25 protein-coding genes are annotated in these 26,078 nt (G+C 62.6%); 14 read left to right on the forward strand and 11 right to left on the reverse strand.

Annotated features, from left to right (window positions below; all coding sequences use genetic code 11):
- Positions 1-141 precede the first annotated feature (141 nt).
- Together ACQ4WN_RS11055 and ACQ4WN_RS11060 are read left to right on the forward strand one after the other, a co-directional pair.
- A complete protein-coding gene (locus ACQ4WN_RS11055; RefSeq protein ID WP_436551581.1) occupies positions 142-1,263 on the forward strand; it encodes a beta-ketoacyl-ACP synthase III in 1,122 nt (373 codons plus the stop codon).
- 210 nt (positions 1,264-1,473) lie between these two features.
- A complete protein-coding gene (locus ACQ4WN_RS11060) occupies positions 1,474-3,186 on the forward strand; it encodes a cation:proton antiporter domain-containing protein (protein ID WP_436551582.1) in 1,713 nt (570 codons plus the stop codon).
- A 63-nt stretch (positions 3,187-3,249) separates the two neighbouring features.
- On the opposite strand, the gene ACQ4WN_RS11065 is transcribed toward ACQ4WN_RS11060, so the two are convergent.
- Positions 3,250-5,295 carry a 2,4-dienoyl-CoA reductase FMN-binding domain-containing protein gene (locus ACQ4WN_RS11065; protein WP_436551583.1) on the reverse strand — a complete coding sequence of 682 codons (2,046 nt, stop codon included), beginning with the start codon at positions 5,293-5,295 and terminating at the stop codon, positions 3,250-3,252.
- A gap of 159 nt (positions 5,296-5,454) precedes the next feature.
- On the opposite strand from ACQ4WN_RS11065, the gene ACQ4WN_RS11070 reads away from it, so the two are divergent.
- Complete coding sequence (locus ACQ4WN_RS11070) at positions 5,455-6,048, forward strand: SRPBCC family protein (protein ID WP_436551584.1); 594 nt, start codon at positions 5,455-5,457, stop codon at positions 6,046-6,048.
- Between the two features lie 11 nt (positions 6,049-6,059).
- Here the strand turns inward: ACQ4WN_RS11070 and ACQ4WN_RS11075 are convergent, their stop codons facing one another.
- The 4 genes from ACQ4WN_RS11075 to ACQ4WN_RS11090 all read right to left on the reverse strand — a co-directional run bounded on the left by ACQ4WN_RS11075 (position 6,060) and on the right by ACQ4WN_RS11090 (position 8,634).
- Positions 6,060-6,515, reverse strand: a complete 456-nt coding sequence (locus tag ACQ4WN_RS11075) for a hypothetical protein (RefSeq protein WP_436551585.1) — start codon at positions 6,513-6,515, stop codon at positions 6,060-6,062.
- A gap of 42 nt (positions 6,516-6,557) precedes the next feature.
- Positions 6,558-6,998: a DUF2721 domain-containing protein gene (locus tag ACQ4WN_RS11080; protein WP_436477652.1), complete on the reverse strand. Its 441-nt coding sequence runs from the start codon at positions 6,996-6,998 to the stop codon at positions 6,558-6,560.
- 112 nt (positions 6,999-7,110) lie between these two features.
- A complete protein-coding gene (pip, locus tag ACQ4WN_RS11085; RefSeq protein WP_436551586.1) occupies positions 7,111-8,067 on the reverse strand; it encodes a prolyl aminopeptidase in 957 nt (318 codons plus the stop codon).
- A gap of 84 nt (positions 8,068-8,151) precedes the next feature.
- Positions 8,152-8,634 carry an Lrp/AsnC family transcriptional regulator gene (locus ACQ4WN_RS11090; RefSeq protein ID WP_010393611.1) on the reverse strand — a complete coding sequence of 161 codons (483 nt, stop codon included), beginning with the start codon at positions 8,632-8,634 and terminating at the stop codon, positions 8,152-8,154.
- A gap of 153 nt (positions 8,635-8,787) precedes the next feature.
- Here ACQ4WN_RS11090 and ACQ4WN_RS11095 point away from each other — a divergent pair, with 153 nt between their 5' ends.
- Positions 8,788-9,408: a LysE family translocator gene (locus ACQ4WN_RS11095; protein WP_436551587.1), complete on the forward strand. Its 621-nt coding sequence runs from the start codon at positions 8,788-8,790 to the stop codon at positions 9,406-9,408.
- On the opposite strand, the gene ACQ4WN_RS11100 is transcribed toward ACQ4WN_RS11095, so the two are convergent.
- The 5 genes from ACQ4WN_RS11100 to ACQ4WN_RS11120 form a co-directional block, all read right to left on the reverse strand.
- Positions 9,345-10,790: a tetratricopeptide repeat protein gene (locus ACQ4WN_RS11100; protein WP_436551588.1), complete on the reverse strand. Its 1,446-nt coding sequence runs from the start codon at positions 10,788-10,790 to the stop codon at positions 9,345-9,347. The two genes, ACQ4WN_RS11095 and ACQ4WN_RS11100, sit on opposite strands and share 64 nt — an antisense overlap.
- Before the next feature lie 117 nt (positions 10,791-10,907).
- The gene (gene phbB, locus ACQ4WN_RS11105) at positions 10,908-11,648 is read right to left on the reverse strand and encodes an acetoacetyl-CoA reductase (RefSeq protein ID WP_099377910.1); all 741 of its coding nucleotides are present in this window, start codon (positions 11,646-11,648) and stop codon (positions 10,908-10,910) included.
- A 211-nt stretch (positions 11,649-11,859) separates the two neighbouring features.
- Positions 11,860-13,038, reverse strand: coding sequence for an acetyl-CoA C-acetyltransferase (locus ACQ4WN_RS11110; RefSeq protein ID WP_426073533.1), 1,179 nt, complete (start codon positions 13,036-13,038; stop codon positions 11,860-11,862).
- A 211-nt stretch (positions 13,039-13,249) separates the two neighbouring features.
- Complete coding sequence (locus tag ACQ4WN_RS11115; protein WP_436551589.1) at positions 13,250-13,735, reverse strand: phasin family protein; 486 nt, start codon at positions 13,733-13,735, stop codon at positions 13,250-13,252.
- Positions 13,736-13,864: 129 nt separating this feature from the next.
- Positions 13,865-14,773 carry a LysR family transcriptional regulator gene (locus ACQ4WN_RS11120; RefSeq protein WP_436551590.1) on the reverse strand — a complete coding sequence of 303 codons (909 nt, stop codon included), beginning with the start codon at positions 14,771-14,773 and terminating at the stop codon, positions 13,865-13,867.
- A gap of 118 nt (positions 14,774-14,891) precedes the next feature.
- Between ACQ4WN_RS11120 and ACQ4WN_RS11125 the strand changes: the two genes are divergently transcribed.
- The 4 genes from ACQ4WN_RS11125 (at position 14,892) to minE (ending at position 18,872) form a co-directional block, all read left to right on the forward strand.
- Positions 14,892-16,799: a 5-methyltetrahydropteroyltriglutamate--homocysteine S-methyltransferase gene (locus ACQ4WN_RS11125; RefSeq protein ID WP_436551591.1), complete on the forward strand. Its 1,908-nt coding sequence runs from the start codon at positions 14,892-14,894 to the stop codon at positions 16,797-16,799.
- Positions 16,800-17,028: 229 nt separating this feature from the next.
- The gene (minC, locus tag ACQ4WN_RS11130) at positions 17,029-17,766 is read left to right on the forward strand and encodes a septum site-determining protein MinC (protein WP_436551592.1); all 738 of its coding nucleotides are present in this window, start codon (positions 17,029-17,031) and stop codon (positions 17,764-17,766) included.
- 37 nt (positions 17,767-17,803) lie between these two features.
- Positions 17,804-18,619, forward strand: a complete 816-nt coding sequence (gene minD, locus ACQ4WN_RS11135; RefSeq protein WP_436551593.1) for a septum site-determining protein MinD — start codon at positions 17,804-17,806, stop codon at positions 18,617-18,619.
- Position 18,620: 1 nt separating this feature from the next.
- Complete coding sequence (gene minE / locus ACQ4WN_RS11140; RefSeq protein ID WP_436551594.1) at positions 18,621-18,872, forward strand: cell division topological specificity factor MinE; 252 nt, start codon at positions 18,621-18,623, stop codon at positions 18,870-18,872.
- Positions 18,873-18,877: 5 nt separating this feature from the next.
- Here the strand turns inward: minE and ACQ4WN_RS11145 are convergent, their stop codons facing one another.
- Positions 18,878-19,381: a hypothetical protein gene (locus tag ACQ4WN_RS11145; protein ID WP_436551595.1), complete on the reverse strand. Its 504-nt coding sequence runs from the start codon at positions 19,379-19,381 to the stop codon at positions 18,878-18,880.
- 168 nt (positions 19,382-19,549) lie between these two features.
- Between ACQ4WN_RS11145 and ACQ4WN_RS11150 the strand changes: the two genes are divergently transcribed.
- From ACQ4WN_RS11150 to gshA, 6 genes are all read left to right on the forward strand, one after another.
- The gene (locus tag ACQ4WN_RS11150) at positions 19,550-20,239 is read left to right on the forward strand and encodes a response regulator transcription factor (RefSeq protein WP_101483426.1); all 690 of its coding nucleotides are present in this window, start codon (positions 19,550-19,552) and stop codon (positions 20,237-20,239) included.
- A gap of 81 nt (positions 20,240-20,320) precedes the next feature.
- On the forward strand, positions 20,321-21,595 hold the full coding sequence (gene hemA, locus ACQ4WN_RS11155; protein ID WP_436551596.1) for a glutamyl-tRNA reductase: 1,275 nt from the start codon (positions 20,321-20,323) through the stop codon (positions 21,593-21,595).
- Positions 21,596-21,690: 95 nt separating this feature from the next.
- Positions 21,691-22,767, forward strand: coding sequence for a peptide chain release factor 1 (gene prfA / locus ACQ4WN_RS11160; RefSeq protein WP_071079939.1), 1,077 nt, complete (start codon positions 21,691-21,693; stop codon positions 22,765-22,767).
- A gap of 185 nt (positions 22,768-22,952) precedes the next feature.
- Complete coding sequence (locus ACQ4WN_RS11165) at positions 22,953-23,423, forward strand: disulfide bond formation protein B (RefSeq protein WP_436551597.1); 471 nt, start codon at positions 22,953-22,955, stop codon at positions 23,421-23,423.
- Between the two features lie 11 nt (positions 23,424-23,434).
- Positions 23,435-24,265 carry a peptide chain release factor N(5)-glutamine methyltransferase gene (gene prmC, locus ACQ4WN_RS11170; protein WP_436551598.1) on the forward strand — a complete coding sequence of 277 codons (831 nt, stop codon included), beginning with the start codon at positions 23,435-23,437 and terminating at the stop codon, positions 24,263-24,265.
- A gap of 205 nt (positions 24,266-24,470) precedes the next feature.
- Positions 24,471-26,066 (forward strand): glutamate--cysteine ligase, encoded by a 1,596-nt coding sequence (gshA, locus tag ACQ4WN_RS11175; protein ID WP_436551599.1) that lies wholly within the window; start codon positions 24,471-24,473, stop codon positions 26,064-26,066.
- Positions 26,067-26,078 lie beyond the last annotated feature (12 nt).

A 26,078-nucleotide genomic window follows, 5' to 3' on the forward strand; every position in this document is an offset into this window, starting at 1 on the left:
CCCGCCCACGCGACAAAAATCCATCTTCCGCCACACTTCCCCCTTCCCCGCAACACGAAACTCTCTACAGTCGAGTCCGTTTGTGTAAAATTTGCTTCACTTATCGGCAGCACGCCGATTGCCAAATTTGAAAGTTTAACCATGAAACAAGTCGTCATCAGCGGTACCGGACTGTACACGCCGCCATTTTCGATCTCCAACGAAGAGCTGGTCACCTGCTTCAATGCCTACGCAGAAAAGTTCAATGCCGACAACGCCGACGCGATCGCCGCAGGCACGGTGACGGCGCTGGACCTGTCGAGCGTGGCCTTCATCGAAAAGGCGTCCGGCATCAAGTCGCGCTTCGTGATGGAAAAGGAAGGCATCCTCGATCCGGCCCGCATGGTCTCGCGCATGGCGGAACGGGGCGATGACGAACTGTCTTTGCAGGCCGAGATGGCTGTCGCCGCCGCGCGCGATGCGCTGGCGCGCGCCGGCCGCACGCCGGCCGACATCGACATGGTGCTGGTGGCGTGCAGCAACATGCAGCGCGCCTATCCGGCCATGGCCGTGGAAGTGCAGGATGCGCTCGGTATCGACGGTTATGGTTTTGACATGAACGTGGCGTGTTCGTCCGCCACCTTTGGCATCCAGCAAGCCGTGGCCGCCGTGCAAAGCGGCCAGGCGCGCGCCGTGCTGGTCCTCAATCCCGAAATCACCAGCGGCCACCTGAACTGGCGCGATCGCGACAGCCATTTCATTTTCGGCGACGCGTGCACCGCCATCATCGTCGAAGCCAAGGATACGGCCGTCTCGCAGCACCAGTTCGAAATCATCGGTACGGAACTCAAGACGCGCTTCTCGAACGCCATCCGCAACAATTTCGGCTTCCTCAACCGTTTTGACGAATCCGGCGTGGGCAAGGCCGACAAGCTGTTCCGCCAGCAAGGCCGCAAGGTCTTCAAGGAAGTGTGCCCGATGGCGGCCGAGATGATCAAGGCAACCCTGGCCAAGGCCGGCGTGGAAGTGGCGCAAGTGAGCCGCTACTGGCTGCACCAGGCCAACCTGAACATGAACCTGCTGATCGCGCGCCTGATCCTTGGCCGTGACGCCGAGGCCAACGAGGCGCCCGTGATCCTCGACACCTACGCCAACACCTCGTCGGCCGGTTCCATCATCGCCTTCCATAAATATCAGGATGACATGGCGGCGGATAGCACCGGCGTCATCTGCTCGTTCGGCGCCGGCTATTCCATCGGCTGCGTGGTGGTGCGCAAGGTGTAGGCGTTTGGGGCGGGATGCGCCTGATTGCCTCAAATAGGCGCAGATCGCAGTGGATGGCATGCGTTCGCGACCACCTGGACGAAGATATAGCGCAAATTTTTTGTAAAAAAAGCGGCAGGAAAATTCCAGCCGCAGCTTTGTTGCGTTTATACTCGATCGCTGAACCCCCTCTTTTTCCATCCGCACGTCCCCATAAGGAACCCACCACGCATGCCCCATGACATCAGTCTGATCACCACCATCGCCGCCGCCCTCGGGGTCGGCCTCATCTTCGGCTTCATCGCCGCGCGCCTGAAACTGCCGGCATTGGTCGGCTACCTGGCTGCCGGCATCATCATCGGACCGGCCACGCCCGGTTTTGTGGCGAATGCGGAAATAGCCGGGCAATTGGCGGAAATCGGAGTGATGCTGATGATGTTCGGTGTCGGCCTGCACTTTTCCATCGACGATTTGTGGGACGTGCGCAAGATTGCGCTGCCCGGCGCCATCCTGCAGATCGGCGTCGCCACGGCGATGGGCATGGGCCTGGCCCACTGGTGGGGCTGGACCCTCGGTGGCGGGCTGATCTTTGGCCTGGCCCTGTCCGTGGCCAGTACCGTGGTGCTGCTGCGCGCGCTGGAAGAGCGGGGCATCCTCGACTCGCTCAACGGGCGCATCGCCGTCGGCTGGCTGGTGGTGGAAGACCTCGTCACTGTACTGGTCCTCGTGTTGCTGCCGGCGTTTGCCGGTGTGCTCGGTGGCAAAGTCGCGCCGGATGCCGAGGCCGTCAGCCTGTGGCAAACCCTGGCCGTGACGCTGGGGCAAGTGGCCGGTTTCATCATCTTCATGCTGGTGGTGGGCCGCAAGCTGTTCCCATGGATTTTGTGGCAAGTGGCGCGCACCGGTTCGCGTGAACTGTTTACACTGTGCGTGATCGCCGCCGCCGTCGGCATCGCCTACGCTTCGACCAAGCTGTTTGGCGTGTCGTTCGCGCTGGGCGCCTTCTTCGCCGGCATGGTGCTGCGCGAATCCGAACTCAGCCACCGCGCCGCGGAAGAGTCCTTGCCGCTGCGCGACGCGTTTGCCGTGCTGTTCTTCGTTTCCGTCGGCATGCTGTTCGAGCCGAATATTCTCATCGACAAGCCGCTGCAAGTGCTGGCCGTGTGCGCCATCATTATCTTCGGCAAGTCGATCGCCGCCTTCTTGCTGGTGATGGCCCTGCGCTATCCGCCGAAGACGGCCATCATCGTCTCGGCCAGCCTGGCGCAGATCGGTGAATTCTCGTTCATCCTGGCCGCCCTGGGCCTGTCGCTGGGCCTGATGCCGCAGGAAGGGCAAAGCCTGATCCTGGCCGGCGCCATCCTGTCCATCGCCCTCAATCCCCTCGTGTTCAGCATGGCCAAGCCGCTGCTGCGGGTGATCGGCAACAGCGATTTCGCGCGCAAGTTCGAACGCACCACCGACCCGCTGGCCGAGCTGCCAATGACGGTGCCGCAGGAAAAACTGTCGGGACAAATCGTCCTGGTGGGCTATGGCCGCGTGGGTCGGCGCATCGCCGCCGCCCTGATGGAGCGGGGCATCCACTTTGTCGTGGCCGAGGAAAACCGCGAAATCGTCGATCAGCTGCGCAAGCAGGGCATCCCCGCCGTGGCCGGCAATGCGGGCGAACCGGCCGTGCTGATCCAGGCGCACATCACGCACGCCACCATGCTCGTCATCGCCACGCCAGACACCTTCCACGTACGCGCCATGATAGCGACGGCGCGCGCGCTGAACCCCGCCATCATGACGGTGGTGCGCACGCACAGCGAGGAAGAGGCGGAATTGCTGCGCGCGGAAAACGCGGGCAAGGTCTTTATTGGCGAGCACGAGCTGGCGAACGGCATGGCCGCGCACGTGCTGCAGAGTTTTGAGACGGTGAAAAAGGGCCACGGCGCGCACTAAACCAGCGCCAGCGCCTTTTCCGTTCAGCAAGCCTGCCCGCTTCCCAGCCGGCAGGCTTTCTTTTTACAAACTCGCGGCCAGCTCCGCCCCTTCCCGTATGGCCCGCTTGGCGTCGAGTTCCGCCGCCAGCGCAGCGCCGCCGATTTTATGGAAACGGGGGCCGCCCGCCTGCAGCGGCTTGCCATCCTTGTCGACGGGCGGCATGAGTTCCGTCAAGCTATCCTGGCCCGCGCAGATGACCACGTTGTCCACCGCCAGCAAGCGCTGCTCGCCGCCCACGGTGATGTGCAAGCCCTGCCCGTCGATCTTGTCGTACGTCACGCCGGCCAGCATGGCCACGCCATTGCGCGCCAGGGCCGCGCGATGCACCCAGCCCGAAGTCTTGCCCAGGCCCGCGCCCACTTTCGACGTCTTGCGCTGCAACAGGAAAATCTGCCGCACGGGCACAGGTGCCACGGGTGGCACCAGGCCGCCACCCGTGGCCGCATCCAGGTCCACGCCCCACTCGCCCGCCCAGGTCGCCACAGACTGGGGCAGCGGGTGCGCCGGGTCGTGCAGCAAATACTCGCCCACGTCGAAGCCGATGCCGCCCGCGCCGATGATGGCCACGCGCGCGCCGACAGGCTTCTTGGCTTGCAGCACGTCCAGATACGACAGCACTTTCGGATGCTCGATGCCGGGAATGGCCGGCAGGCGCACCTTGATGCCCGTGGCGACGATGACGTCGTCATAGCCGCCGTCCAGCAATTGCTCGCGCGTCACGCGCTGGCCCAGGCGCAGCTTGACTTCCAGCAGCGCCAGCCGGCGGGCAAAGTAACGGATGGTTTCCGTAAATTCTTCCTTGCCAGGTATCTGCATCGCCACCTTGAACTGGCCGCCCACGCTGTCACTGCTGTCGAACAGGGTCACCTCGTGCCCGCATTCGGCGGCCACGCAAGCGGCCGACAGGCCGGCCGGGCCGGCGCCGACAACGGCTACCTTGCGCGCCACGGCCTTTTTCGCGTACACGAGTTCCGTTTCATGACAGGCGCGCGGGTTGACCAGGCAGCTGGCGCGCTTGTTGGCAAAGGTGTGGTCCAGACATGCCTGGTTGCAGCCGATGCAGGTGTTGATTTCGTCGGCGCGGCCCGAGGCCGCCTTGGCGACAAAAAACGGGTCGGCCAGGAAGGGGCGCGCCATCGACACCAGGTCGCAATCACCGCGCTCCAGGATGGCGTTCGCTTCGTGCGGCATGTTAATACGGTTCGACGCCACCACGGGTATCGTGACTTCGCGACGCAGCCGGCCCGCCACGCTGGCAAAGGCGGCGCGCGGCACCGAGGTGACGATGGTAGGGACGCGCGCCTCATGCCAGCCGAAGCCCGTATTGAGTATCGTTACGCCGGCGTGCTCCAGCGCCTTGGCTACCGTCACCACATCATCCCAGGTATTGCCGCCCTCGACCAGGTCGAGCAGCGAGTGGCGGTACATGATGATGAAGTTGGGACCGACGGCGGCGCGGATGCGGCGCACGATTTCCACGGGCAGGCGCATGCGGTTCTCGATCGTGCCGCCCCAGCGGTCCTGGCGCAGATTCGTGCGCGCACACAGGAACTGGTTCAACAGGTAGCCTTCGCTGCCCATCACTTCGATGCCGTCATAGCCCGCCTTTTGCGCCAGGCGCGCGCAGCGCACGTAGTCGCAGATGGTGCGCTCGATGCCCCGCTCGCTCAAGGGACGGGGACGGAATGGCGAAATCGGCGATTTTTTCGCCGACGCCGAGACGACAAAGGGCTGGTAGCCGTAGCGGCCCGCATGCAGGATCTGCATGACGATCTTGCCGCCCTCCTCGTGCACGGCGCGCGTCACCTTGCGGTGGTTCGGCACGTCGCCGAGGAAATTCAAGGTACCGCCGAACGGCAGCAGCCAGCCCTGGCGGTTCGGCGAGATGCCGCCCGTGACGATCAGGCCCACGCCACCGCGCGCGCGCTCGCGGTAAAACGCGGCCAGCTTGCCATAATGATAAAACCGGTCTTCCAGGCCCGTGTGCATGGACCCCATGATGACGCGGTTGCGCAAGGTGGTGAAGCCCAGGTCGAGCGGGGCCAGCAAATGGGGATAGGCAGTCATGGTCGGTCCGATAGATGGTGGTATGCAGGCCGTACGGTAACAAGCATTGCTGGCCGCCGCAGCGTATTTCTCTAGACCGGGAGTTCTAAATCGCCGGGCGGGCCCGCCGGCGATGCGTACAGCTTGTGCCGGGCGCTAGTTTCCCGTAGGCTAGGTGGCATGAAGCGACTCTTCCTCTGCCTGCTGATGCTGTGCGCCGTTGCCACCCCGGCGGCGGCACAAGCGCAGATGCAAGCGCCACGTCTGGACAGGCTGAAGGTCGACGTCAAGCGCATCGAGGTCGATGGGCAGCGCATGTATGAAGTCGATGCCAGCGGCAGCGTGCAGGCGCCGCCGGCGTCCGTCTGGAAGACCTTGACCACCTACGAACGCATGCATGAATTCGTGCCCGACCTCAGCTCTTGCCGCGTACTGTCGCGCAACGGCAATGAAGTCATCATCGAGCAGCAGGGCATGGCGCGCTTCCTGTTCATGAACCACGCCATCCACCTGGTGGTGCGGGCCACGGAGACCCCGTTTACGGCCATCGACATCGCCCTGATCTCCGGCGACATGCGGCATTACGCATCACGCTGGAATTTGTATCCGATTCCCGAGACGGGCGGCACGCGCATCGTCTTTTCCAGCCGGCTGATGCCGGGCTTCTATGTGCCCGGCATGCTGGGCACGACCATGATACGCAGCGATATCGAGCGCATGATGGCGGCAGTATTGGCCCGCATCGACAGCCAGCACGCCGATAAATCCGGATAAATCAGGCTCAATTACGCTAAATACGTGTCGCGGTCACGGATTTCCGCGAAGTTTTCCAGGCTGCCCAGTTTTACCGTGACGGGGTTCAGGCTGGCCTGCGGCTGCATCGAGCGCCAGGCGAACAGCCATTCCTGCTCGGGCGCTTCCGCGCGCGTCTTGCTGAAGGCGGCGCCCAGAGCCGCGCGCTGGCCATATTCGACGACGCCGTCGATGCCGGCCCAGCTAGGCAAGGTGCGCTGCACGGCGCGGTGCAGGCGTTCGCCGAATTCTTCCGTATTGTGGATGATCAAACAGGCGTCGGCCGGGGCGAACAGGTCGAACAGTTGCTTGTCCCACACTTGCGAAAAACTCAGGGTCAGGCAATTGCCCGCTGGCGCCAGGCGGAACTGGCCCAGGCTCAGCGCCAGTTCGAGTTCGCTGCGCTGGCCATAGCGGTGCAGGGTGGGGGGACGTTTGTAATCGTGCATGCTGGACTCGTTCTTCAATAGTAAGGTAAACCGGCGCGCCGCTTAACGTGGCGGGCGGATATGGCGTCGGATGCGCTGGGCCGTCGCGGCCAGGTAAATTTCGCGCAGTAAATAAATAAAACAGCCGATCAGGCAAATCACGGCCAGCACAAAGAAGGCCGCGATGTATTTGTCCAGGGTCAGGTTCAGGATGTCGCCCAAAAACAGCATGGCGATGATGACGCAGACAAAGAAACCGCAGGCCGTGCTGAGCGAAATCGAATAATTGATCAAATGGGTACGCGTATAGAGCGTATCTAACTCATCCATATAGAAATCGTTGTAGCCGATGTCGAGCCGATCTTCCAGCACGCGCGTGCGGTCGATGATGCGGCCCAGGCGGTTCGTCAGCACCACCAGCATGGTGCCGATACCGGTCAACAGAAAAACCGGCGCAATCGCCAGCTGGATGATATGGCCGATGTCGCCGATCTGTATGTTCATGGATAAAAAGTCGTGGGTTTACACCGGCGCCCGACCCTGGCGCCAGCACAGGCCGTAGTGTAGCAGGTGGCGCACGCCGGCTGGCAGCTTTGCCAACCGGCATGTTTTAACGTCATGCGAAGCCGCGCCCCGGCACGAAGCGTTCGGTAGCGCGCACCAGCGCCGAAGCGATGCCGTGCTCGAGCGCGCCATGGCCCGCGTCCGGGATCATCTCCAGCTGCGCACCGGGCCAGGCCTTGTGCAGGCGGTAGGCCGACAGGGGCGGGCAAATGGCGTCGTAACGCCCCTGCACGATGACTGCCGGCAAATGCGCGATGCGCCCCATGTTGCGGATCAGCTGGTCTTCCTCGAAGAAACCGAGATTCGCCATGTAATGCGATTCGAGCCGGCCCACGCCCAGGTCCAGCGCATCGTTCGGCGCATCTTCCGGCTGCGGCATCAGGTACACGCGGCGGCCCTCGAAGCGGCTCCAGGCGCGCGCGGCGGGCCAGTACACGGCGGGGTCGCTGCTGAGGATGCGTTTCACATAGGCGGCCAGCAAGTCGCCCCGTTCCTCTGGCGGAATGGGGGCGGCAAAGTCTTCGTACAGTTCCGGATAAAACCAGCGCACGCCTTCGATGAACCAGTCGATTTCCGCCTGCGTGCAGAGGAAAATGCCACGCAACACGAAGCCGAGGCAAGCTTCGGGGTGTGCCTGGCCATACGCCAGCGCCAGGGTCGAGCCCCAGGAACCGCCAAACACCAGCCATTGGGCGATGCCGAACTGGGCGCGCAGCACTTCGATATCGTCGATCAGCAGCTGCGTCGTGTTGTTGCGCCATTCGCCCAGCGGCGTGGACTTGCCCGCGCCGCGCTGGTCGAACAGGATCACGCGGTAGCGTTGCGGATCGAAAAAGCGGCGGTGCTGCGGCGACAGGCCCGCGCCGGGGCCGCCATGCAGGAACAGCACGGGAATGCCATCGGGATTGCCGCACTCTTCCCAATATATGGTGTGGATGTCATCGACCGCCAGCATGCCGTGCCGGTTCGGCGACAGGACGGGAAACAGGGGCGACAGGGAATCGGGCATGGCGGTCCTCGTAGACGGTCTGGAAGCCAGGCAGCGGATGCCTGGCAAAGACCCAATTATAGTGCGATAGTGCGCCCCGGCGCCTCAGGCCAGCGGCAAGGGCAGGCGGTTCGACGACTTGATTTCGCGCATCGACAGGCTGGACTGGATTTCCGCCACGCCGGGCAGGCGGCGCAGCACGGTCGAAACGAATTCGCCATACGCTTCCAGGTCGCGCGCCACTACTTGCAGGAAATAATCGGCTTCGCCCGCCACATTGTGGCACGACAATATCTCGGGAATCGTCGCGATGGCTTGCTCGAACTGCGACGGCTGCTCGCCGCCATGGTTGGCAAACACGACCCGTACAAACGCCACCAGGCCGATGCCCAGCTTCTTGCGGTTGAGCAAAGCCTGGTAGCCGGTAATAAAACCTTCCTCTTCCAGGCGGCGCAAGCGGCGCCAGACAGGGGTTTCGCTGAGCTTCAAGCGCTCGGCCAGGCGCGCATTGGACAGCCGTCCTTCATCCTGCAACAGCCTGAGTATCTGCAAATCGGTGGCATCAAGGCTAACTTCTGAAATTTTCATCTATTTTTTGTTTTTATAGGAGTGGAATCTACCCGAATACTAGGGCATACAGGGCAGGAAAAGCAAGCACATTTCATCACAGCAAGAACATAATGGGGCCCGGCGAGCAGGCCGCATCGTGCGCCTGCTCCCGCTTTCTTTTCGACTGACTTCATGTCCGATTCTACCTTCCTGATGTACCTGCTGGCACTGGCCGGCGCCTTTTTATTGCCCGGCCCCGACATGGCGCTGGTGCTGGCGACAGGTGCCGCGCGCGGCGTGGCCACGGCGCTGGTGACGGCCCTGGGCATCGCTGGCGCGCGCGCCGTGCATGTGGCGCTGTCGGGCGCGGGCCTGGCGGCGCTGATGGTCACGCATCCGCAAGCCCTGCAGTGGGTCAAATGGGCGGGCGCCGCCTACCTGCTGTACCTGGCGCTGCGCCTGCTGCAGTCGGCCCTGTCGAAAAAAACGGCGCAGGAAGAAACCGCCCCCGCCACGGCGCACAGCGCCCGCGCCAGCCTGGTGCGCGGCTTCCTGACCAATCTGCTCAATCCGAAGGCACTGCTGTTTTGCAGCATGTTCCTGCCCCAGTTCGTCACCGGCAGCGACAGCGTCGGCATGCAATACCTGCGCCTGGGCGCCGTCCTGGTGCTGGTGGGGCTGCTGTTCGACGCCGTGTACGCCGTACTGGCCGCGCGCCTGGCGCGCCGCCTGCGCGGCAAACCTTCGCCTTATGGCAAGTTCGTGCTGCCTTCCGTCTTCGTGCTGCTGGCCGGGCGGCTGGTGTTGGGCTGAACGTCAGGCGCAAGCGTCGACCCTCGGGCAAAGAAGGCGGGATAGTCGTGCAACAGGCTACGCTCCAAATCGTTGACCTTGCGAAATTGCCGCAGCGATGGCGCCATGGCCCGGCCCGCATCCCAGCTGCGCCAGGCGTTCGGCGCATCGAATTGCGCGTATAGCGCGTCGCCCAGGTCCTGGTACGCGGCCGCCATGTGCGGCTTGGCCTGCAGTACTTGCAGATACAAGGCCATCGCTGCCTGCCGTTGCCCCAGCTTGGCGCGCAGATTTCCCTCGAACAAAGCCAGTACCGGCTGCTCCAGGCCGTGCTGCTGGCGCAAGCCCTGCACGGTGGCCAGCGCGGCCTGAATGCCTTCCTTATCCTTGGCCAGCAGTGCCCGCGTCAAGTCATGGATGGGCTGGCACGCCTGCATGGCCAGTTGCTGCTGCGGCGACAGTTTGTCGACCAGCGCCCCCGTGGAAAAATGATCTTCCAGCATGCTCAAAAAAGCCTCGAAGGGCTTTTCTGCCGCAAACAGGCGCTCCGCTTCGGCCCGCAGCGCAGGGTGGGCCTGAGGCGCCTCGGGTCCCAGCGGCGGCAGCAGCGCCGCCTGCGCCAGCACGCGTTCGAGCGCCGGCGCATCGGCCGCCAGCGGGCGTGGCCGGTACGCGGCCAGCGTATACGTGGCGGGCGCATCCACCGTCATGGCGCTGATGCGGAAATGGCGCGTGACTTTGCCAGCAATCTGCAGGTGATGCAAGGTGAATGCGGCGGGAATGCGCTTGCCGTCGGCCAGCATCGTCAGCACCGCCGGGTGGCCGCCCCAGGTGTAGCGCACATACTGGGCAAACGCCGTCGCATCGTTGCCGCTGACGGGGCTTCCAGCAATATCCAGGCGCAGCAGGGGCTGCTCATCGAGCGACCACAGTACGGCGCCGTCGAGCACTTGTGGCAGCAAGGGTCCTCGCCGCTTGTTGTCCAGCACCGACAAAGCTTGTTCCTCATACACAGGCGGCGTTGCGTGCTGTTCAAGGCCGCTCAGCTTCAACATGCCGGCGATCCCCTGCCGGTGGTGCAGCTCGGCGGCGCGAGAACCCGCCACGTCGAACAGCGAATACGTGTCGTAGGTGGACGCCGCCGTATCGATCATGTAGCGGCGGCGCGTGGCAAAATCGAGCACGGACAAGGTGTGGCCGTCGCGCACGCTGATGAAATGTTCGCCCAGCACGACGTCGCTGTCCTGCGTATCGCGCGCGGGCAGGCTGGTGTTCACGCCGGGCTTGTTGACGCGCTCGGTCATCACCGTGACGTGGAACGCGACGCTGGCCTGGGCCGCGCTGGCGTCCAGGAAAAGGATGGCGGCCACACTGGCGCGGCGCAAGGCAGGAAAGAGGGTCATGGAGATGATGCCGTGGAGAAATACTGATTCTAAGGCAAAGCACGCGCCCCGCCTGTTTTGCTTGCAAGCATAAAAAAAGACAGCCGCAGCTGTCTCTCTGTTGTACCTCAATACCGATTACGACATGTGCTGGCCGCCGTTGATCGAGATATTCGCGCCCGTGACGAACGCGGCTTCATCGGAGGCCAGGTAGGCCACCAGACCGGCCACTTCTTCCGGCTTGCCCAGGCGCGCCATCGGAATTTGCGGGATGATTTTGCTGTCGAGCACTTCCTGCGGAATCGCCATGACCATCTTGGTGCCGATGTAGCCTGGCGAAATGGTGTTGACGGTAACGTTCTTGCGCGCCACTTCCAACGCCAGCGACTTGGTGAAACCATGCATGCCGGCCTTCGCGGCCGAATAGTTGGTCTGGCCGAAAGCGCCCTTCTGGCCGTTCACGGACGAGATATTGATGATGCGGCCCCAGCCACGTTCCACCATGCCGTCGCAGACGGGCTTGGTCATGTTGAAGACGGAATCGAGGTTGGTGCCCATCACGGCATCCCAGTTCGGCTTGTCCATCTTCTTGAACGTCATGTCGCGCGTGATGCCGGCGTTATTCACCAGCACGTCGACAGGACCGATGTCCTTTTCCACGGCAGCCACACAGGCGGCGGCCGAATCATAGTCGGCCACATCGCATGGATATGCCTTGAAGTCATAACCCATGTCCTTGGTTGTCGCCAGCCAGTCAGCGACCTTCGGATTGCCCGGGGAATATGTGGTTACCACGCGATAGCCGAGCGCCGCCAGCTTGAAACAGACCGCTTCGCCCAGACCACCCATGCCACCAGTTACCAATGCAACTCTTGCCATTTTCATCCCCTCAGTGTCGTTCTGTTGCTAAAAAGTTAATTATTTAATCAAAACAGTCCAAAAACGCCGCGTGACGGCGATGTACCGCAGCGTACCCAAGCGTAGCGAGCGGTGATGATTTGTGGCTAAGAAGCGCAACCGTGCTCTAGCACGGTGAGCATCGCAGGCCGCAAAGCGCGCCGCGCAGTAGCTTGGGTGCGGTGCCAGCTACTTAGTCGCGCTCGATGGCCAGAGCAACGCCCATGCCGCCGCCGATGCACAATGCAGCCAGGCCTTTCTTGGCGTCGCGGCGGATCATTTCGTGGATCAGGGTGACCAGGATGCGCGCGCCGGAGGCGCCGATCGGGTGGCCGATGGCAATCGCGCCACCGTTCACGTTGATCTTGCTGGTATCCCAGCCCATTTCCTTGTTGACGGCAATCGCTTGCGCGGCAAACGCTTCATTGATTTCCATCAAGTCCAGCTCTTCATGCGTCCAGCCGGCTTTTTTCAGGCACAAACGCGATGCGGAGACAGGGCCCATGCCCATGACGGCCGGGTCCAGGCCCGACGAGGCGTAGGCCTTGATGCGTGCCAGCGGCTTCAAGCCCAGTTCCTTCGCTTGCGAAGCGGACATCATGATGACGGCAGCGGCGCCATCGTTCAGGCCCGAAGCGTTGCCGGCGGTGACGGTACCATCCTTGGCAAACGCGGGGCGCAGGCCCGTCAGCGATTCCAGGGTCGAACCGGGCTTGATGTATTCGTCGCTGTCGAAGACAACGGTGCCTTTTTTGTTGGCGATTTCCAGCGGCAGGATTTCATCCTTGAACTTGCCCGCTTTTTGCGCCGCTTCCGCCTTCAATTGCGATTGCAGCGCGAATTCATCCTGCTCGGCGCGCGTCACTTCGTATTTCTTGGCGACGTTTTCCGCCGTGATGCCCATGTGGTACTGGTTGTACACGTCCCACAGGCCGTCGACGATCATGGTATCGATCATCTTGAAGTCGCCCATGCGGAAACCGTCGCGCGAGCCGTTCATGGCGTGCGGCGAAGCACTCATGTTTTCCTGGCCACCGGCGATGATGATGTTGGCGTCGCCGCACTTGATCGCTTGCGCCGCCAGGTGCGTGGCCTTCAGGCCGCTGCCGCATACCTTGTTGATGGTGAATGCCGGGATGGAGCTGGGCAGGCCTGCCTTGATGACAGCCTGGCGCGCAGCGTTCTGGCCGACGGCAGCCGTCAGCACCTGGCCCAGGATCGCTTCGCCGATCAGGTTCGGGTCGATGCCGGTTTGTGCCAGCAAGCCCTTGATTACATGCGCGCCCAGTTCGGACGCAGGAATCTTGGCCAGGCTGCCACCGAATTTGCCGACTGCGGTACGGCCAGCGGCCACGATTACGACATCATCCATTTATTTCTCCGATATGCAGGCCACGAGGGCCAAGGTCAAGGTGTTAATAGAATCCAGTGAATCCGGGAATACACAGCAAGCTGCGTTTCATTCTAGCGCGGCATGCGCCGCAGTTCCAGCGCCGGACCGCAGGCGGCGGCGATGACAGCCTGCTTGCGGTGGCGGCGGGCGGCCTGGCGCGGCGGATAGCCGCTGCCGGGCCGCAACACGCCTACGTTTGACGAGCGGGACGCGTGTTTTTATTTTTATCATACCCTTCATCGGCGCCGCCGAAAGTGGTTTTTAGAAAATTATTGAAGGGAATAATCAGGGGCACGGGCGTTTGCTTTACCACCTGCAACAGCTCGCCAAATTTTTGACGCGATGCAGCAAACTCACCCTTTGTCACAGTGTCGAATTTCTCATGGGTTTCCTGAGCAACATCCTTTGCCTGGCGGCCATATGCACCGATGCATTCGATGGCCAGTTGCGACTGCGTGCGCGACAGTTGCAGCAGCGCTTGCGGATCCTTCACGGACAGCAACTGATTGCCCGCCACCGTAGCGGCGGCCAGTGCCGCACGGCCCGCATCGATCTGCCAATCGAGCACGCTGGCACCGCTGTCGACCGCAGCCTGGACATACGCTTGCGCACTGCTCAACTGTGCTTCCACCACGGCCTTGCCGGCGAGTGCCCATTGTTCGGAAAATGAAAACATGTCCTTCCTCTCCAAAGAGTAGACGGCGCCATGTTGCGCCGCACAGTGCTCAACTGTAAGCGGTGGTTCATTACTAAACCTTGATATTTATCAAGCTTTCCTGTTGCTTTGTTTCCCACTCAACGTTAATCAGGACAACAACTTGATGCCGTCGAGCGAGGCCGCACACTGTTCGCGTATCACACTGACGAAATCGCGCACATACGCCTTGTCCTGCAAATGGTCGGGTACGGACACGTACAAATCGCTCCACAAGCCGTGCTCACCCACCGGGCGCGCCACCACATAATCGTAATCGACGTAATTCTTGATGGCCCAGTTCGGCAAAGCGGCGATGCCGCGCCGGCTCGCCACCAGTTGCAGCACGGCCACCGTCAGCTCCGCCGTGCGGCGCTCGAAGACGATGCCGGCGGGCTTCAGCACTTCGCGGATCAGATCGATGCGCTCTTCCGGCACGGGATAGGTGATCAGGGTCTCGCCAGTAAAGTCGGCCGCCACCAGCCGGCGCTGCGCCTGCAGCCGGTGCTTCTGCGCCATCACCACCAGCATTTCAAAGCGGAACAGGGGAAACACAGTGAAATCGGGGCCATACGGCGAGCCGATCACCAGATCCGCCTCACCCGAGCGCAGCAGCTCCGCTGGTTCGCTGTGAAAGCCCGACACCAGGTCGATCTCCACTTCCGGCCAGCGCTGGCGGAACGCATCCATCACCGGCATCAGCCAGTCGAAGCAGGTATGGCATTCGAGCGCCACGCGCAGTTGCCCCTTGTCGCCCTGCGACAGGCGCGCCACGTCGCGCTCGGCCAGCTCGATCTCGGGCAGCAACTTGTCGGCCAGCTCCAGCAGCCGGCTGCCCGTGGCCGTAAAGGCGATCGGCATCGACTTGCGCTCGAACAAGGGCGCCTTGTAGCGCTCTTCCAGCAAACGGATCTGGTGCGACAGGGCCGACTGGGTCAGATTGAGCAGTTGCGCGGCGCGCACCAGGCTGCCGGAGGAACGCAAGGCACTCAGGGTGCGCAGGTGACGGATTTCTAGCATCGGGAAAATGGGGGATGTACGTGAAAAATTTTCATGTTATTCGTCAAAATGTTTCGTTTTTATTATAGATCAAGTTGCCGCACACTCTAGCGCATTCACATTAAATCTCGATGACATCATGACCATTCGTACCCACATCCTTGGCTTTCCCCGTATCGGCGCCGCGCGTGAACTGAAACTGGCGCTGGAAAGCCACTGGCGTGGCGAGGTGTCCGAGGCTGCCCTGGAAGCCACGGGCCAGCAACTGCGGGCGCGCCACTGGGCGCTGCAACGCGACGCCGGACTGGCTTACGTTAGCGTGGGCGACTTCGCCTTTTACGACCAGGTGGCCAGCCATATCCAGCTGCTGGGCTGCGAACCGGCGCGTTTCCGCTTTGACGCAGCACAATCGCCGCTGTCGCGCTATTTCACGATGGCGCGCGGCAACGACAACCAGGCGGACCACGCCGGCTGCACGCACAGTCACGCGCACCATGACCACACCGCCGGCAACCACGCACTGGAAATGACCAAGTGGTTTGACACCAATTACCATTACCTGGTGCCCGAATTGTCGCCGCAGACCCAGTTTTCGCTGGCCTGCGAGCGCCTGCTGGCAGAAGTGGCCGAGGCGCAGGCACTGGGCCACCAGGTCAAGGCGGCCCTGATCGGCCCCCTCACCTTCCTCTGGCTGGGCAAGGAAAAGACGCCGGGCGAGTCCGACTTCCATCGGCTGGCCCTGCTGGAACAATTGCTGCCCGTCTACGGCGCCCTGCTCGACCGCCTCAAGCAGCAAGGCGTGAGCTGGGTGCAGCTCGATGAACCGATCCTGGGCCTGGACTTGCCCAGCGCCTGGCGCAGCGCCTTCGAGAGCGCCTACTGGCAGCTGAACCAGGTGGGCGTGAATATCCTGCTGGCCACGTATTTCTCGCCGCTGGAAGAAAACCTCAGCCTGACCTGCCGCCTGCCCGTGGCCGGCCTGCACGTGGACGGCATCCGCGCGCCACACGAGCTGATCAGCGTGACGGACTGGTTGCCCGCGCATAAGGTCTTGTCGATCGGCATCGTCGACGGGCGCAACATCTGGCGCACCGACCTGGACGCGGCCCTGGCCGTGCTGCAACCGCTGGCGGCCAGGCGCAATGGCCAACTGTGGCTGGCGCCGTCGTGCTCATTGCTGCACCTGCCATTCAGCCTGGAAGCCGAGACGGAGCTCGATAGCGAAATCAAGACCTGGCTGGCGTTTGCCACGGAGAAATTGACGGAACTGTCGCTGCTGAAGGACGCGCTGGCGGGCCATCCCGATGACGCCGCACTGGCAATGTCCCGCCTGGCCATCGCAGGGCGGCGCGCCAGCCCCCGCGTGCACCGCGCGCAAGTGACGCAGCGCCTGCAACGGCCAGACTTCCCGACAACGACCATCGGCTCCTTCCCGCAAACGACGGCCATCCGCCAGGAAGCGCTGGGCCTTGACGTACTCGTGCATGGCGAAGCGGAACGCAACGACATGGTCGAATACTTCGGCGAGCAATTGGACGGCATCACCTTCACGCGCCTGGGCTGGGTGCAATCGTACGGCTCGCGCTGCGTCAAGCCGCCCATCATTTACGGCGACGTGCAGCGCCCGGCCGCCATGACCGTCGAGTGGACGGTCCATGCGCAAAGCCTGACGAATAAACCGATGAAGGGCATGCTGACGGGGCCGGTGACGATCTTGCAATGGTCGTTCGTGCGCGACGACCAGCCGCGCGCCACCACAGCGCTGCAACTGGCCCTGGCTATCCGCGACGAGGTGGCAGACCTGGAAACGGCCGGAATCGGCAGCATCCAGATCGACGAGCCGGCCATCCGCGAAGGCTTGCCGCTGCGCCGTGGCCAGTGGGACGCCTACCTGGACTGGGCCACGCGCGCCTTCCGCATCGCCATGATTGCGCCAGCCCATTTACGGGTGAACCCGGACTGCGGCTTGAAGACGCGGGGCTGGGTGGAAACGGAAGCGGCGTTGCGCAATATGGTCGCAGCGGCACAGCAGATGCGCGCAGCCTGATCCGGGACAGCGCCGTCAGGGCGCATGTCCGGCTGCTTGCAGGGCGGCGCAACGGTTTTCCGGGGCGTCGCCCTTGTTTTTTGACAAGAAGTCACTGTTGCCCTGTGGAATAGCACACTCCAGGTCCCTGACGGTGATTTTTTTGCAGTAGAATGCAAGAAATTTACTGCTCCTCATTGTTGCCGTACGGAACAGTTGGCCTGCCGCAGTTTCACTTTGATAAATGTTTATGTCCAAAAGCCCGTCGCAGAAGCCTATCGAAATCAAGATTTCCACCGTCGTTGCTGTCTCCGCCATTGTGCATAGCGCCGATACGCAGGCACTCGATGCCGCCTTGCGCGACATGACGGGGGGCGTGGCGGACTTTTTCGAGGATGACCTGGCCGTGCTGGACGTGGCTGCCTTGCCGCCCGGCAGCGTGCCCATCGACTGGGCCGCCCTCGTGGCCCTGCTGAAAAAATACCGCTTGAATGCCGTGGCCGTGCGCAATGCGCCGGCCGACATGCATGACGCCATCCTGGCGCAAGGCTTGAGCCTCGACAGCGGCAAGACGCGCGACGATGCGCCGCCCAAGGATGGCCCCACGGCGGCGGCCCAGGCGGGTGCCGAAGCGCAGGTGATGGTGATCGACACGCCCGTGCGGGCCGGCCAGCGCATTTACGCGCGCGGCTGCGACCTGATCATCACGGCTGTCGTCAACAATGGCGCCGAAATCATCGCCGACGGCAGCATCCATGTGTACTCCTCGCTGTATGGCCGCGCGCTGGCCGGCGCCTCGGGCAATGCCCAGGCGCGCATCTTCGCACTGGCCATGGAACCGGAACTGGTCTCGATCGCCGGCGTATACCGCACGTTCGAGGATGGTTTCCCCGCAGAAATGGCGCGCGGACCCGCGCAAATTCGTTTGGCTGGAGACAGAATCGATATACACTCTGTCAATCCGGTCACTCCCGTGAACCGCTCTTAAGCTGCACAATTCAAGAGATATCTGAAAAGGATTATTTGTGGCAAGAATTATTGTTGTGACGTCCGGCAAGGGCGGTGTCGGCAAGACGACCTCTAGCGCCAGTTTTGCCACTGGTCTGGCCATGCGCGGCCACAAGACAGCCGTGCTCGACTTCGATGTGGGCCTGCGTAACCTCGACCTGATCATGGGTTGCGAGCGCCGCGTCGTGTATGACTTGATCAATGTGATCAATAAAGAAGCCAGCCTGAACCAGGCCTTGATCAAGGACAAGCACTGCGACAACCTGTTCATCCTGCCCGCCTCGCAAACGCGCGACAAAGATGCTTTGTCGGAAGAAGGCGTGGAACGCGTGTTGAACGACCTGATCAACATGGGCTTCGAATTCATCATCTGCGATTCGCCGGCCGGCATCGAGCATGGCGCGCTGATGGCGCTGACGTTTGCCGACGAAGCCATCATCGTCACCAACCCGGAAGTGTCATCGGTGCGCGATTCGGACCGCATCCTGGGCATCCTGCAAGCCAAGTCGCGCCGCGCGCAGACGGGCGGCGAGCCGGTCAAGGAACATTTGCTGATCACCCGCTACTCGCCGAAACGCGTGGAATCGGATGAAATGCTGTCCTACCAGGACGTGCAGGAAATCCTGCGCATCCCGCTGGTGGGCATCATTCCGGAATCGGAACAAGTGCTGGCCGCCTCGAACCAGGGCAATCCCGCCATCCATTTCAAGGGGACGGACGTGGCGCAAGCCTATGAAGACGTGGTCTCGCGTTTCCTCGGCGAAGAGGTCGAGTTGCGCTTTACCAACTATGAAAAGCCTGGATTACTCCAGCGCATTTTTGGGGCGAAGTGATATGGCCTTGCTTTCTTTCCTGTTCCCCCCCAAGCCGAAGACGGCCACCGCGGCCAAGGAACGCCTGCAGATCATCATCGCCCGCGAACGCAACGGACGCGATGGTCCGGACTTCCTGCCCGCCCTGCACAAGGAATTGATCGCCGTCATTTCCAAGTACACCAAGGTCAATGCCGATGACATCAAAATCTCGCTGGACCGCCAGGGCAACCTGGAAGTGCTCGACGTCAACGTGGTGCTGCCGGACGCTTAAAGTCTTTAATCCGGCCTCACCGTGAGCAATTCCTGCGCCACCGCGGCGCAGGCATTCACGTGCTGGTTGCCGATCTGGCGGAACACGGCGTAGCCGATGGCTGCCGCCACCGCCTGGCCGGCAAACGGCACGAAGCGCGCCACCTGCTTGGTGGCAATCTTGACGCCACTGCGCTTGAGCAGGTGGAGGATCAGTTCGCGCGACACCAATTTCCCCACCAACATGCCGCCCATGCCCACCGCCGCGCGGTAGGCCATCATCTTGAACTGCGGATTGAGGCGCTCGATCTGCTCGGGCGTGAGGCCGAATTCGTGGTTGATATCATTGATCAGCATGGAAAACAGGCCCACGTCGGACATCAGGTCGATGCCGGGAATGGGAATGGCCGAGGCGCCCGCCGACATCATGGCACGCCGCTGCACCAGGCGACGGCAACGCTCACGCACTCGCTCGATGTCGGCATGACTGGCCGGTATCAGGGTCCAATCGGTGCTGCTCTTGTCTGCCATGCGCGTTTCTCCACTAGTAGGGGTAGATGAACAAGTGTAACGTAAAGAATGTCGCCGCTGATTTCACTGGACACAGTTGCAATCTCTGTTATATTTCACTTGAGCATTCCTTAACATTACGATAAGCAGAGCGGACCGTCTGTTTGTTGCTACACATTCCAGCCCATTATGCGAATTGCCGTACTCGATAGCGATCATAGTCAGGCAGAACTGATCTGCCAGGTGCTCACCGCCGCCGGCCACGCTTGCCACGAGTTTCAGAGTGGCAAGGAAATGCTGGGGCAATTGCGCAAGGACAGTTGCGACATGCTCATCCTCGACTGGCATGTGAGCGATCTGGATGGTGCGGAAGTATTGCGCCGTGCCCGGGAAAAACTGGCGCCGAAGGCGCCCGTGTTGTTTATGACCAACAGCTCGGGCGAAGACGATGTGGTGGCCGGCATGACGGCGGGCGCCGACGACTACATGATCAAGCCCTTGCGGCGCAGTGAACTGACCTTGCGCACCCAGGCGCTGCTGCGCGTGGCCTACCCGGCGCAGAATGGCGCCGAGTACTTGCAATTCGGTCATTACACGTTTGAAACCCGCCCCGGCCGCCTGCTGAAGGATGGCGAAGTGCTGGACGTGACGCACAAGGAATTCGCCCTGGCGCTACTCTTTTTCCGCAACCTGGGCCGTCCCCTGTCGCGCGCCTACATCCATGAAGCCGTGTGGCAGCGCGACACGGCCCTGCCCTCGCGCACCATGGATACCCACGTCTCGCGCGTGCGCAACAAGCTGCAGCTGAAACCCGAACACGGCTACCGCCTGGTGCCCGTCTACAGTTATGGTTATCGCCTGGAAAAACTGGGTGGCTGAACGGAAGCAAACGGCTGACCTGCTCAAAGCGCGGGCACAAGGCGCTATAATGTCGGCATAAGTCATCCCAACAGCTCTGAAATGCAACTGCTCGCCGTCGGCCTCAACCATACCACCGCCCCAGTGTCGCTCCGCGAACAGCTGGCGTTTGCGCCTGAGCATCTGGGTTCGGCGGTGATGGCGGCGCGCACCTGGTTCCAGCGCATCGACCTGCGCGACAATGACGAAGCGGCCATCCTCTCGACGTGCAACCGCACCGAGCTGTATGCGGCCAGCCATGTGCCGAACCCGCTCGACGCGGGCGCGCATTTCCTGGCCGATTATCACAAGCTCAACTACAGCGAGCTGCGCCCGCACTTATATATGCTGCCGCAGCACGATGCCGTGCGCCACACCTTCCGCGTCGCCTCCGGGCTGGACTCGATGGTGCTGGGCGAAACGCAGATCCTGGGGCAGATCAAGGATGCCATCCGCACGGCCGACGAGGCCGGCGGTCTGGGTACGTATCTGCACCAGTTGTTCCAGCGCAGTTTTTCCGTCGCCAAGGAAGTGCGCAGCAGCACGGAAATCGGCGCCCACAGCGTTTCCATGGCGGCCGCCGCCGTGCGCCTGTCGCAGCGCATCTTCGACAAGATTGCCGAGCAAAACGTGCTGTTCATCGGCGCCGGCGAAATGATCGAATTGTGCGCCACGCACTTTGCCGCGCAAAATCCGAAAAGCATCACCATTGCCAACCGCACCATGGAACGGGGCGAGGAACTGGCGCACCGCTTCAATGGCAAGGCCATCCGCCTGGCCGACCTGCCGGAGCAACTGCACCAGTTCGACATCGTCATCTCGTGCACGGCGTCGTCCTTGCCGCTGCTGGGCCTGGGCCTGGTCGAACGCGCCATCAAGGCACGCCGCCACAAGCCCATGTTCATGGTCGACCTGGCCGTGCCGCGCGACATCGAATCGGAAGTGGGCCGCCTGAACGACGTCTTCCTGTACACGGTCGACGACCTGGGCAAGGTCGTGCAGACGGGCCTGGAAAGCCGGCAAGCGGCAGTGGCGCAAGCCGAGGCCATCATCGAGACGCGCGTGCAATCGTTCATGAGCTGGGTCGATGACCGCGCCATGGTGCCCGTCATCCAGCATTTACATGAAAACAGCGAAGCGCTGCGCCTGATGGAAGTGGAACGGGCGCGCAAGATGCTGGCCAAGGGCGCCGACATCGATGCCGTGCTGGAAGCGCTGTCGAAAGGCTTGACGGCCAAGTTCCTGCACGGTCCGCAACAGGCGCTGCACCATGCGCAAGGCGACGAGCGCAAGCAACTGGTCACCCTGCTGCCGAAACTGTTCCGCCCCCGCCGTTAGCGCAGCCCCGCTGGCCGCCCGCGCGGCCGCCCCCTGCCCGCCTGCCGGGCTTGCCGGACCCGCACCATCCTTACACTCTTTTACCGCGAATCGCTATGAAACCATCCATGCTGGGCAAACTCGATCAACTGGCGAACCGCCTGGTCGAACTTGACGAACTGTTGATGCACCCGGACGCCACGTCGAACATGGACAGCTACCGCAAGATGACGCGCGAGCATGCCGAACTGGGGCCGCTGGTGGCCCTGTACCATTCCTACCAGGAAGCGGGCAACGATATCGCCACGGCGCAAGAGATGCTGGGCGACCCGGACATGAAGGAATTCGCCCAGGAAGAAATCGAGGCGGCGAAAGCCACCATGGCGCGCCTGGAACGCGAATTGCAAACCATGCTGCTGCCGAAGGATGTCAATGACGAGCGCAATATCTTCCTGGAAATTCGCGCCGGCACGGGCGGCGATGAGTCCGCCCTGTTCGCCGGCGACCTGCTGCGCATGTACTCGCGCTTTGCCGAGCGCAACCGCTGGCAAGTGGAGCTGGTGTCGTCGTCCGACTCCGACCTGGGCGGCTACCGCGAAGTGATCGTGCGCGTGGTCGGCAATGGCGCGTATTCGAAGCTGAAATTCGAGTCGGGCGGCCACCGCGTGCAGCGCGTGCCGGCCACGGAAACCCAGGGCCGCATCCACACGTCCGCCTGCACGGTGGCCGTGATGCCGGAAGCGGACGAAGTGGAAGACGTCAACATCAACCCGGCCGACCTGCGCATCGATACCTACCGCGCTTCGGGCGCGGGCGGACAGCACATCAACAAGACGGATTCGGCCGTGCGCATCACCCACTTGCCGACCGGCATCGTCGTCGAATGCCAGGATGACCGCAGCCAGCACAAGAACAAGGCACAAGCGATGAAGGTGCTGGCCGCCCGCATCAAGGACGTGCAGCTGCGCGAACAGCAGTCGAAGGAAGCGGCCACGCGCAAGAGCCTGATCGGCTCAGGCGACCGCAGCGAGCGCATCCGTACTTATAATTTCCCGCAAGGCCGCCTGACGGATCACCGCATCAATCTGACCCTGTATAAGCTGGACTTCATCATGGACGGGGATTTGACGGATTTGACGAATGCGCTGGCGGCAGAACACCAGGCAGAGCTGCTTGCCGCGCTGGGCGATTAAAAAGCGTCCATGGCGGCGTTGCATCGCCTGGCCGTACATTCGTACTGCCTGCGGCGCTGCGCCTTGCCCTGAACACTTTTTAAAGCGCCCAGCCAGATCAAGGGTTTAAGTAGCGGCTAAGCAATAAAAATCGGCCCTTGTGCGAGAATGCCTAGCTCGATTCCATCCACCTCACCGTGTAGCCCATGAAAAATTCACGCATCGTCCTCCTGTTGATCGCCGCCCTGTGTTTCCTGATGCTGGGCGTGGCCATGTATTTGCAGCATGCCATGAACATGGCGCCGTGCCCGCTGTGCGTGATCCAGCGCTATCTGTTCCTCGCCATCGGCATCGCCTGCCTGGCCGGCGCAGCGGCCAACCAGCCGAAAATCGGCGCCGGCATCGGCGTTCTGGCGGCCCTGGGCGGCCTGGGCGTGGGCGCCAAGCATTTGTACGTGCTGGCCCATCCCGGCTTCTCGTGCGGCATCGACCCGGTGGAAACGGCGCTGAACAAGATTTTCACGGCGCAAGTCATGCCCTTCATGTTTGAATCGTATGGCGCCTGCGAAAACGCCGGCGAGCCGTTTTTCGGCCTGTCGATCCCGCAATGGGCGTTCATCTGGTTCGCCATTTTTACCGTAGGCCTGCTGTGGACCTTGCTGCGCCGTCAGAAATAATTGAAAGCACTATGCCAGAAACACTGATCCCCGCCGGCAGCACTGTCGGCGCCCTGCAAATCCGTCCGCTGCTCGACCCGCTCGACAACCGCATCCTGCTGAGCCACGCGCTGGGCCTGTCGCGCGTGAGCCTGATCACACAATCGGAGCGCGTGCTCACCAACGACGAAGCCGAGCGTTTGTCCGCCTTGCTGGCGCGCCGCCTGCAAGGCGAGCCGATCGCCTATATCGTCGGCCAGCGCGAATTTTTCGGCCTGCCGTTCGAAGTGAACGACGCCGTGCTGATTCCCCGTCCCGACACGGAAGTGCTGGTGGAACTGGCGCTCGAGCGCCTGCCGCCCGGCGGACGGGTGCTCGACATGGGCACGGGCAGCGGCGCCATCGCCGTCGCACTGGCGTACACACGGCCCGATGCCGTCGTCACGGCCCTGGATGTGAGCAGCGCGGCCCTGGCCGTGGCGCGCCGCAACGCCAGCGCCAACGGCGTCAACATCACCTTCATGGCCAGTGACTGGTTCGAAGCGCTGGGCACGGAAAAGTTTGACCTGATCGTCTCCAATCCCCCCTACATCGCCAGCGGCGACCGCCACCTGGCCGAAGGCGATTTGCGCTTTGAACCGACGGGCGCGCTGACCGACCATGCGGATGGCCTGTCGGCCCTGCGCACCATCGTCTCCGGCGCCGCGCGCCACCTGGCGTCAGGCGCCTGGCTGCTGATGGAACACGGCTATGACCAGGCGGCCCAGGTGCGCGAGCTGCTGGCCGCTGCCGGCTACAGCAAAGTGCAAAGCTGGCGCGACCTGGCCGGTATCGAAAGAGTCAGCGGCGCCCGCCTCGGCTGACTGCGCAAAGCTTGACCCGGCGCGCGCCAGATCCCCCCGCAGTTTGTTAAAATATCAAGCGAATTCCTGACCGAAGCGCCGTCCCCATTCCCTGGGGCGGACGCTGGCGACGCGGCGTTTTTTAGGCCGGCGCCGACGCATTTGCCAAAATTCGGTTAATCTCAGCACAAATTATTTATATGCTGCACAAGAAAGGAAGCTCAAATTGCCCAACCTGTTGACTCGCCGCCTGGCATTGCTGACCGAAGATGCCAACCGCGCGCTGCTGGGCGGCTTGCGCGGCATCGAGCGTGAAACCCTGCGCGTCGACCATGCCGGCCATCTGGCTTCCACGCCCCACCCCGCCGCCCTGGGCTCGGCGCTGACGCACCCTGAAATTACCACCGACTACGCCGAAGCGCTGCTCGAATTCATCACCCCGGCTGAAAGCGACATCGCCGTCACGCTCGACAAGCTCGATACCGTGCACCGCCACGCCTACAGCCGCCTCGGTGACGAGTTGCTGTGGAGCCAGTCGATGCCCTGCCAGCTACCGCCCGAAGCGGACATCGAAATCGCCAACTACGGCACGTCGAACATGGGCATGCTCAAGCACGTCTACCGGCGCGGCCTGGCCTTGCGCTATGGCAAGGCCATGCAATGCATCGCCGGCATCCATTACAACTACTCGCTCGACGAGCAGCTATGGCAAGTGCTGGCCAGCCATCCGGACACCAGCGCCACGCAGACAGCTGCCACGCCGAAAGACGTGCAGTCGGAAAGCTATCTGGCGACGATCCGCAATTTCCGCCGCTACAGCTGGCTGCTGATGTATCTGTTCGGCGCCTCGCCGGCCCTGTCCGCCGGTTTCCTGCGCGGCCGCGCGCACAAGCTCGATACCTTGTCCGACGACACGCTGTTCCTGCCGTACGCTACCAGCTTGCGCATGAGCGACCTCGGTTACCAGAACGATGCCCAGTCCGGCTTGCGCCCGCACGAAAACAGCCTCGATGATTACGTCAACGCCCTCACGCATGCCGTCAACGACCCGTATCCGCCGTATGCGGCGCTGGGCACAAAAAAAGATGGCGAGTGGATTCAATTGTCCACCAACGTGCTGCAGATCGAAAATGAATACTATTCGACCATCCGCCCGAAGCGCGTGATCCGCACGGGCGAACGCCCGATCCAGGCCCTGTGCCTGCGCGGCGTGCAATACATCGAAGTGCGCTGCATGGATGTCGACCCGTTCGAACCGGTCGGCATCAGCCTGGAAACGGGCCGTTTCCTCGATGCGTTTTTGCTGTTCTGCGCGCTCGACGACAGCGCGCCCATCTCGGCCGAGCAAAGCGCCTGCTACACGAACAATTTTGCGCGCACCGTCAAGGAAGGCCGCACGCCGGGCCTGACCCTGCGCCGCGACGGCGAGGAAATCACCCTGCAGGCGTGGGGCGAGCAATTGCTGGCCCGTATCGCCCCCGTGGCGGCCTTGCTCGACGCGCGCCAGGGCGGCACGTCGCATGCGGACAGCCTGGCGGCGCAAGCCATCAAGCTGGCCGACCCTGACGCGACACCATCGGCAAAGGTCCTGGCCGAGCTGCGCGCCAACGGCGGCTCGTTTGCCGCCTTCGGCCTGCGCCAGAGCGAGCGCCACGCCGCCTACTTCCGCGCGCAGCCGGCAACAAAGGAACAAAGCGCGTATTTCGACGAGATGGCCGCCAGCTCGCTGGCCGAGCAGCGCGCCATGGAAGCGGCGCCCGCCGGCAGTTTCGACGATTTCGTCGCCGCCTATCGCGCCAGCACCCTGTGTTCGCACACCTGACCTTGCGCAAAC

Origin of the sequence: Janthinobacterium pasteuri, assembly GCF_051380775.1 — a bacterium.
Classification (GTDB): Bacteria; Pseudomonadota; Gammaproteobacteria; order Burkholderiales; family Burkholderiaceae_D; genus Janthinobacterium.

What these genes read in the sequence shown, in the direction of transcription:
- hemA (WP_436551596.1), top strand. Translation starts at nt 20,321, where the DNA reads ATGCAACTGCTCGCCGTCGGCCTCAACCATACCACCGCCCCAGTGTCG.
- ACQ4WN_RS11065 (WP_436551583.1), bottom strand. Translation starts at nt 5,295, where the DNA reads ATGACTGCCTATCCCCATTTGCTGGCCCCGCTCGACCTGGGCTTCACC.
- ACQ4WN_RS11115 (WP_436551589.1), bottom strand. Translation starts at nt 13,735, where the DNA reads ATGTTTTCATTTTCCGAACAATGGGCACTCGCCGGCAAGGCCGTGGTG.
- ACQ4WN_RS11075 (WP_436551585.1), bottom strand. Translation starts at nt 6,515, where the DNA reads ATGCACGATTACAAACGTCCCCCCACCCTGCACCGCTATGGCCAGCGC.
- ACQ4WN_RS11120 (WP_436551590.1), bottom strand. Translation starts at nt 14,773, where the DNA reads ATGCTAGAAATCCGTCACCTGCGCACCCTGAGTGCCTTGCGTTCCTCC.
- ACQ4WN_RS11080 (WP_436477652.1), bottom strand. Translation starts at nt 6,998, where the DNA reads ATGAACATACAGATCGGCGACATCGGCCATATCATCCAGCTGGCGATT.
- ACQ4WN_RS11145 (WP_436551595.1), bottom strand. Translation starts at nt 19,381, where the DNA reads ATGGCAGACAAGAGCAGCACCGATTGGACCCTGATACCGGCCAGTCAT.
- pip (WP_436551586.1), bottom strand. Translation starts at nt 8,067, where the DNA reads ATGCCCGATTCCCTGTCGCCCCTGTTTCCCGTCCTGTCGCCGAACCGG.
- prfA (WP_071079939.1), top strand. Translation starts at nt 21,691, where the DNA reads ATGAAACCATCCATGCTGGGCAAACTCGATCAACTGGCGAACCGCCTG.
- ACQ4WN_RS11095 (WP_436551587.1), top strand. Translation starts at nt 8,788, where the DNA reads ATGTCCGATTCTACCTTCCTGATGTACCTGCTGGCACTGGCCGGCGCC.
- ACQ4WN_RS11100 (WP_436551588.1), bottom strand. Translation starts at nt 10,790, where the DNA reads ATGACCCTCTTTCCTGCCTTGCGCCGCGCCAGTGTGGCCGCCATCCTT.
- ACQ4WN_RS11090 (WP_010393611.1), bottom strand. Translation starts at nt 8,634, where the DNA reads ATGAAAATTTCAGAAGTTAGCCTTGATGCCACCGATTTGCAGATACTC.
- prmC (WP_436551598.1), top strand. Translation starts at nt 23,435, where the DNA reads ATGCCAGAAACACTGATCCCCGCCGGCAGCACTGTCGGCGCCCTGCAA.
- phbB (WP_099377910.1), bottom strand. Translation starts at nt 11,648, where the DNA reads ATGGCAAGAGTTGCATTGGTAACTGGTGGCATGGGTGGTCTGGGCGAA.
- ACQ4WN_RS11070 (WP_436551584.1), top strand. Translation starts at nt 5,455, where the DNA reads ATGAAGCGACTCTTCCTCTGCCTGCTGATGCTGTGCGCCGTTGCCACC.
- ACQ4WN_RS11055 (WP_436551581.1), top strand. Translation starts at nt 142, where the DNA reads ATGAAACAAGTCGTCATCAGCGGTACCGGACTGTACACGCCGCCATTT.
- ACQ4WN_RS11165 (WP_436551597.1), top strand. Translation starts at nt 22,953, where the DNA reads ATGAAAAATTCACGCATCGTCCTCCTGTTGATCGCCGCCCTGTGTTTC.
- ACQ4WN_RS11110 (WP_426073533.1), bottom strand. Translation starts at nt 13,038, where the DNA reads ATGGATGATGTCGTAATCGTGGCCGCTGGCCGTACCGCAGTCGGCAAA.
- ACQ4WN_RS11150 (WP_101483426.1), top strand. Translation starts at nt 19,550, where the DNA reads ATGCGAATTGCCGTACTCGATAGCGATCATAGTCAGGCAGAACTGATC.
- minC (WP_436551592.1), top strand. Translation starts at nt 17,029, where the DNA reads ATGTCCAAAAGCCCGTCGCAGAAGCCTATCGAAATCAAGATTTCCACC.
- ACQ4WN_RS11125 (WP_436551591.1), top strand. Translation starts at nt 14,892, where the DNA reads ATGACCATTCGTACCCACATCCTTGGCTTTCCCCGTATCGGCGCCGCG.
- minE (WP_436551594.1), top strand. Translation starts at nt 18,621, where the DNA reads ATGGCCTTGCTTTCTTTCCTGTTCCCCCCCAAGCCGAAGACGGCCACC.
- ACQ4WN_RS11060 (WP_436551582.1), top strand. Translation starts at nt 1,474, where the DNA reads ATGCCCCATGACATCAGTCTGATCACCACCATCGCCGCCGCCCTCGGG.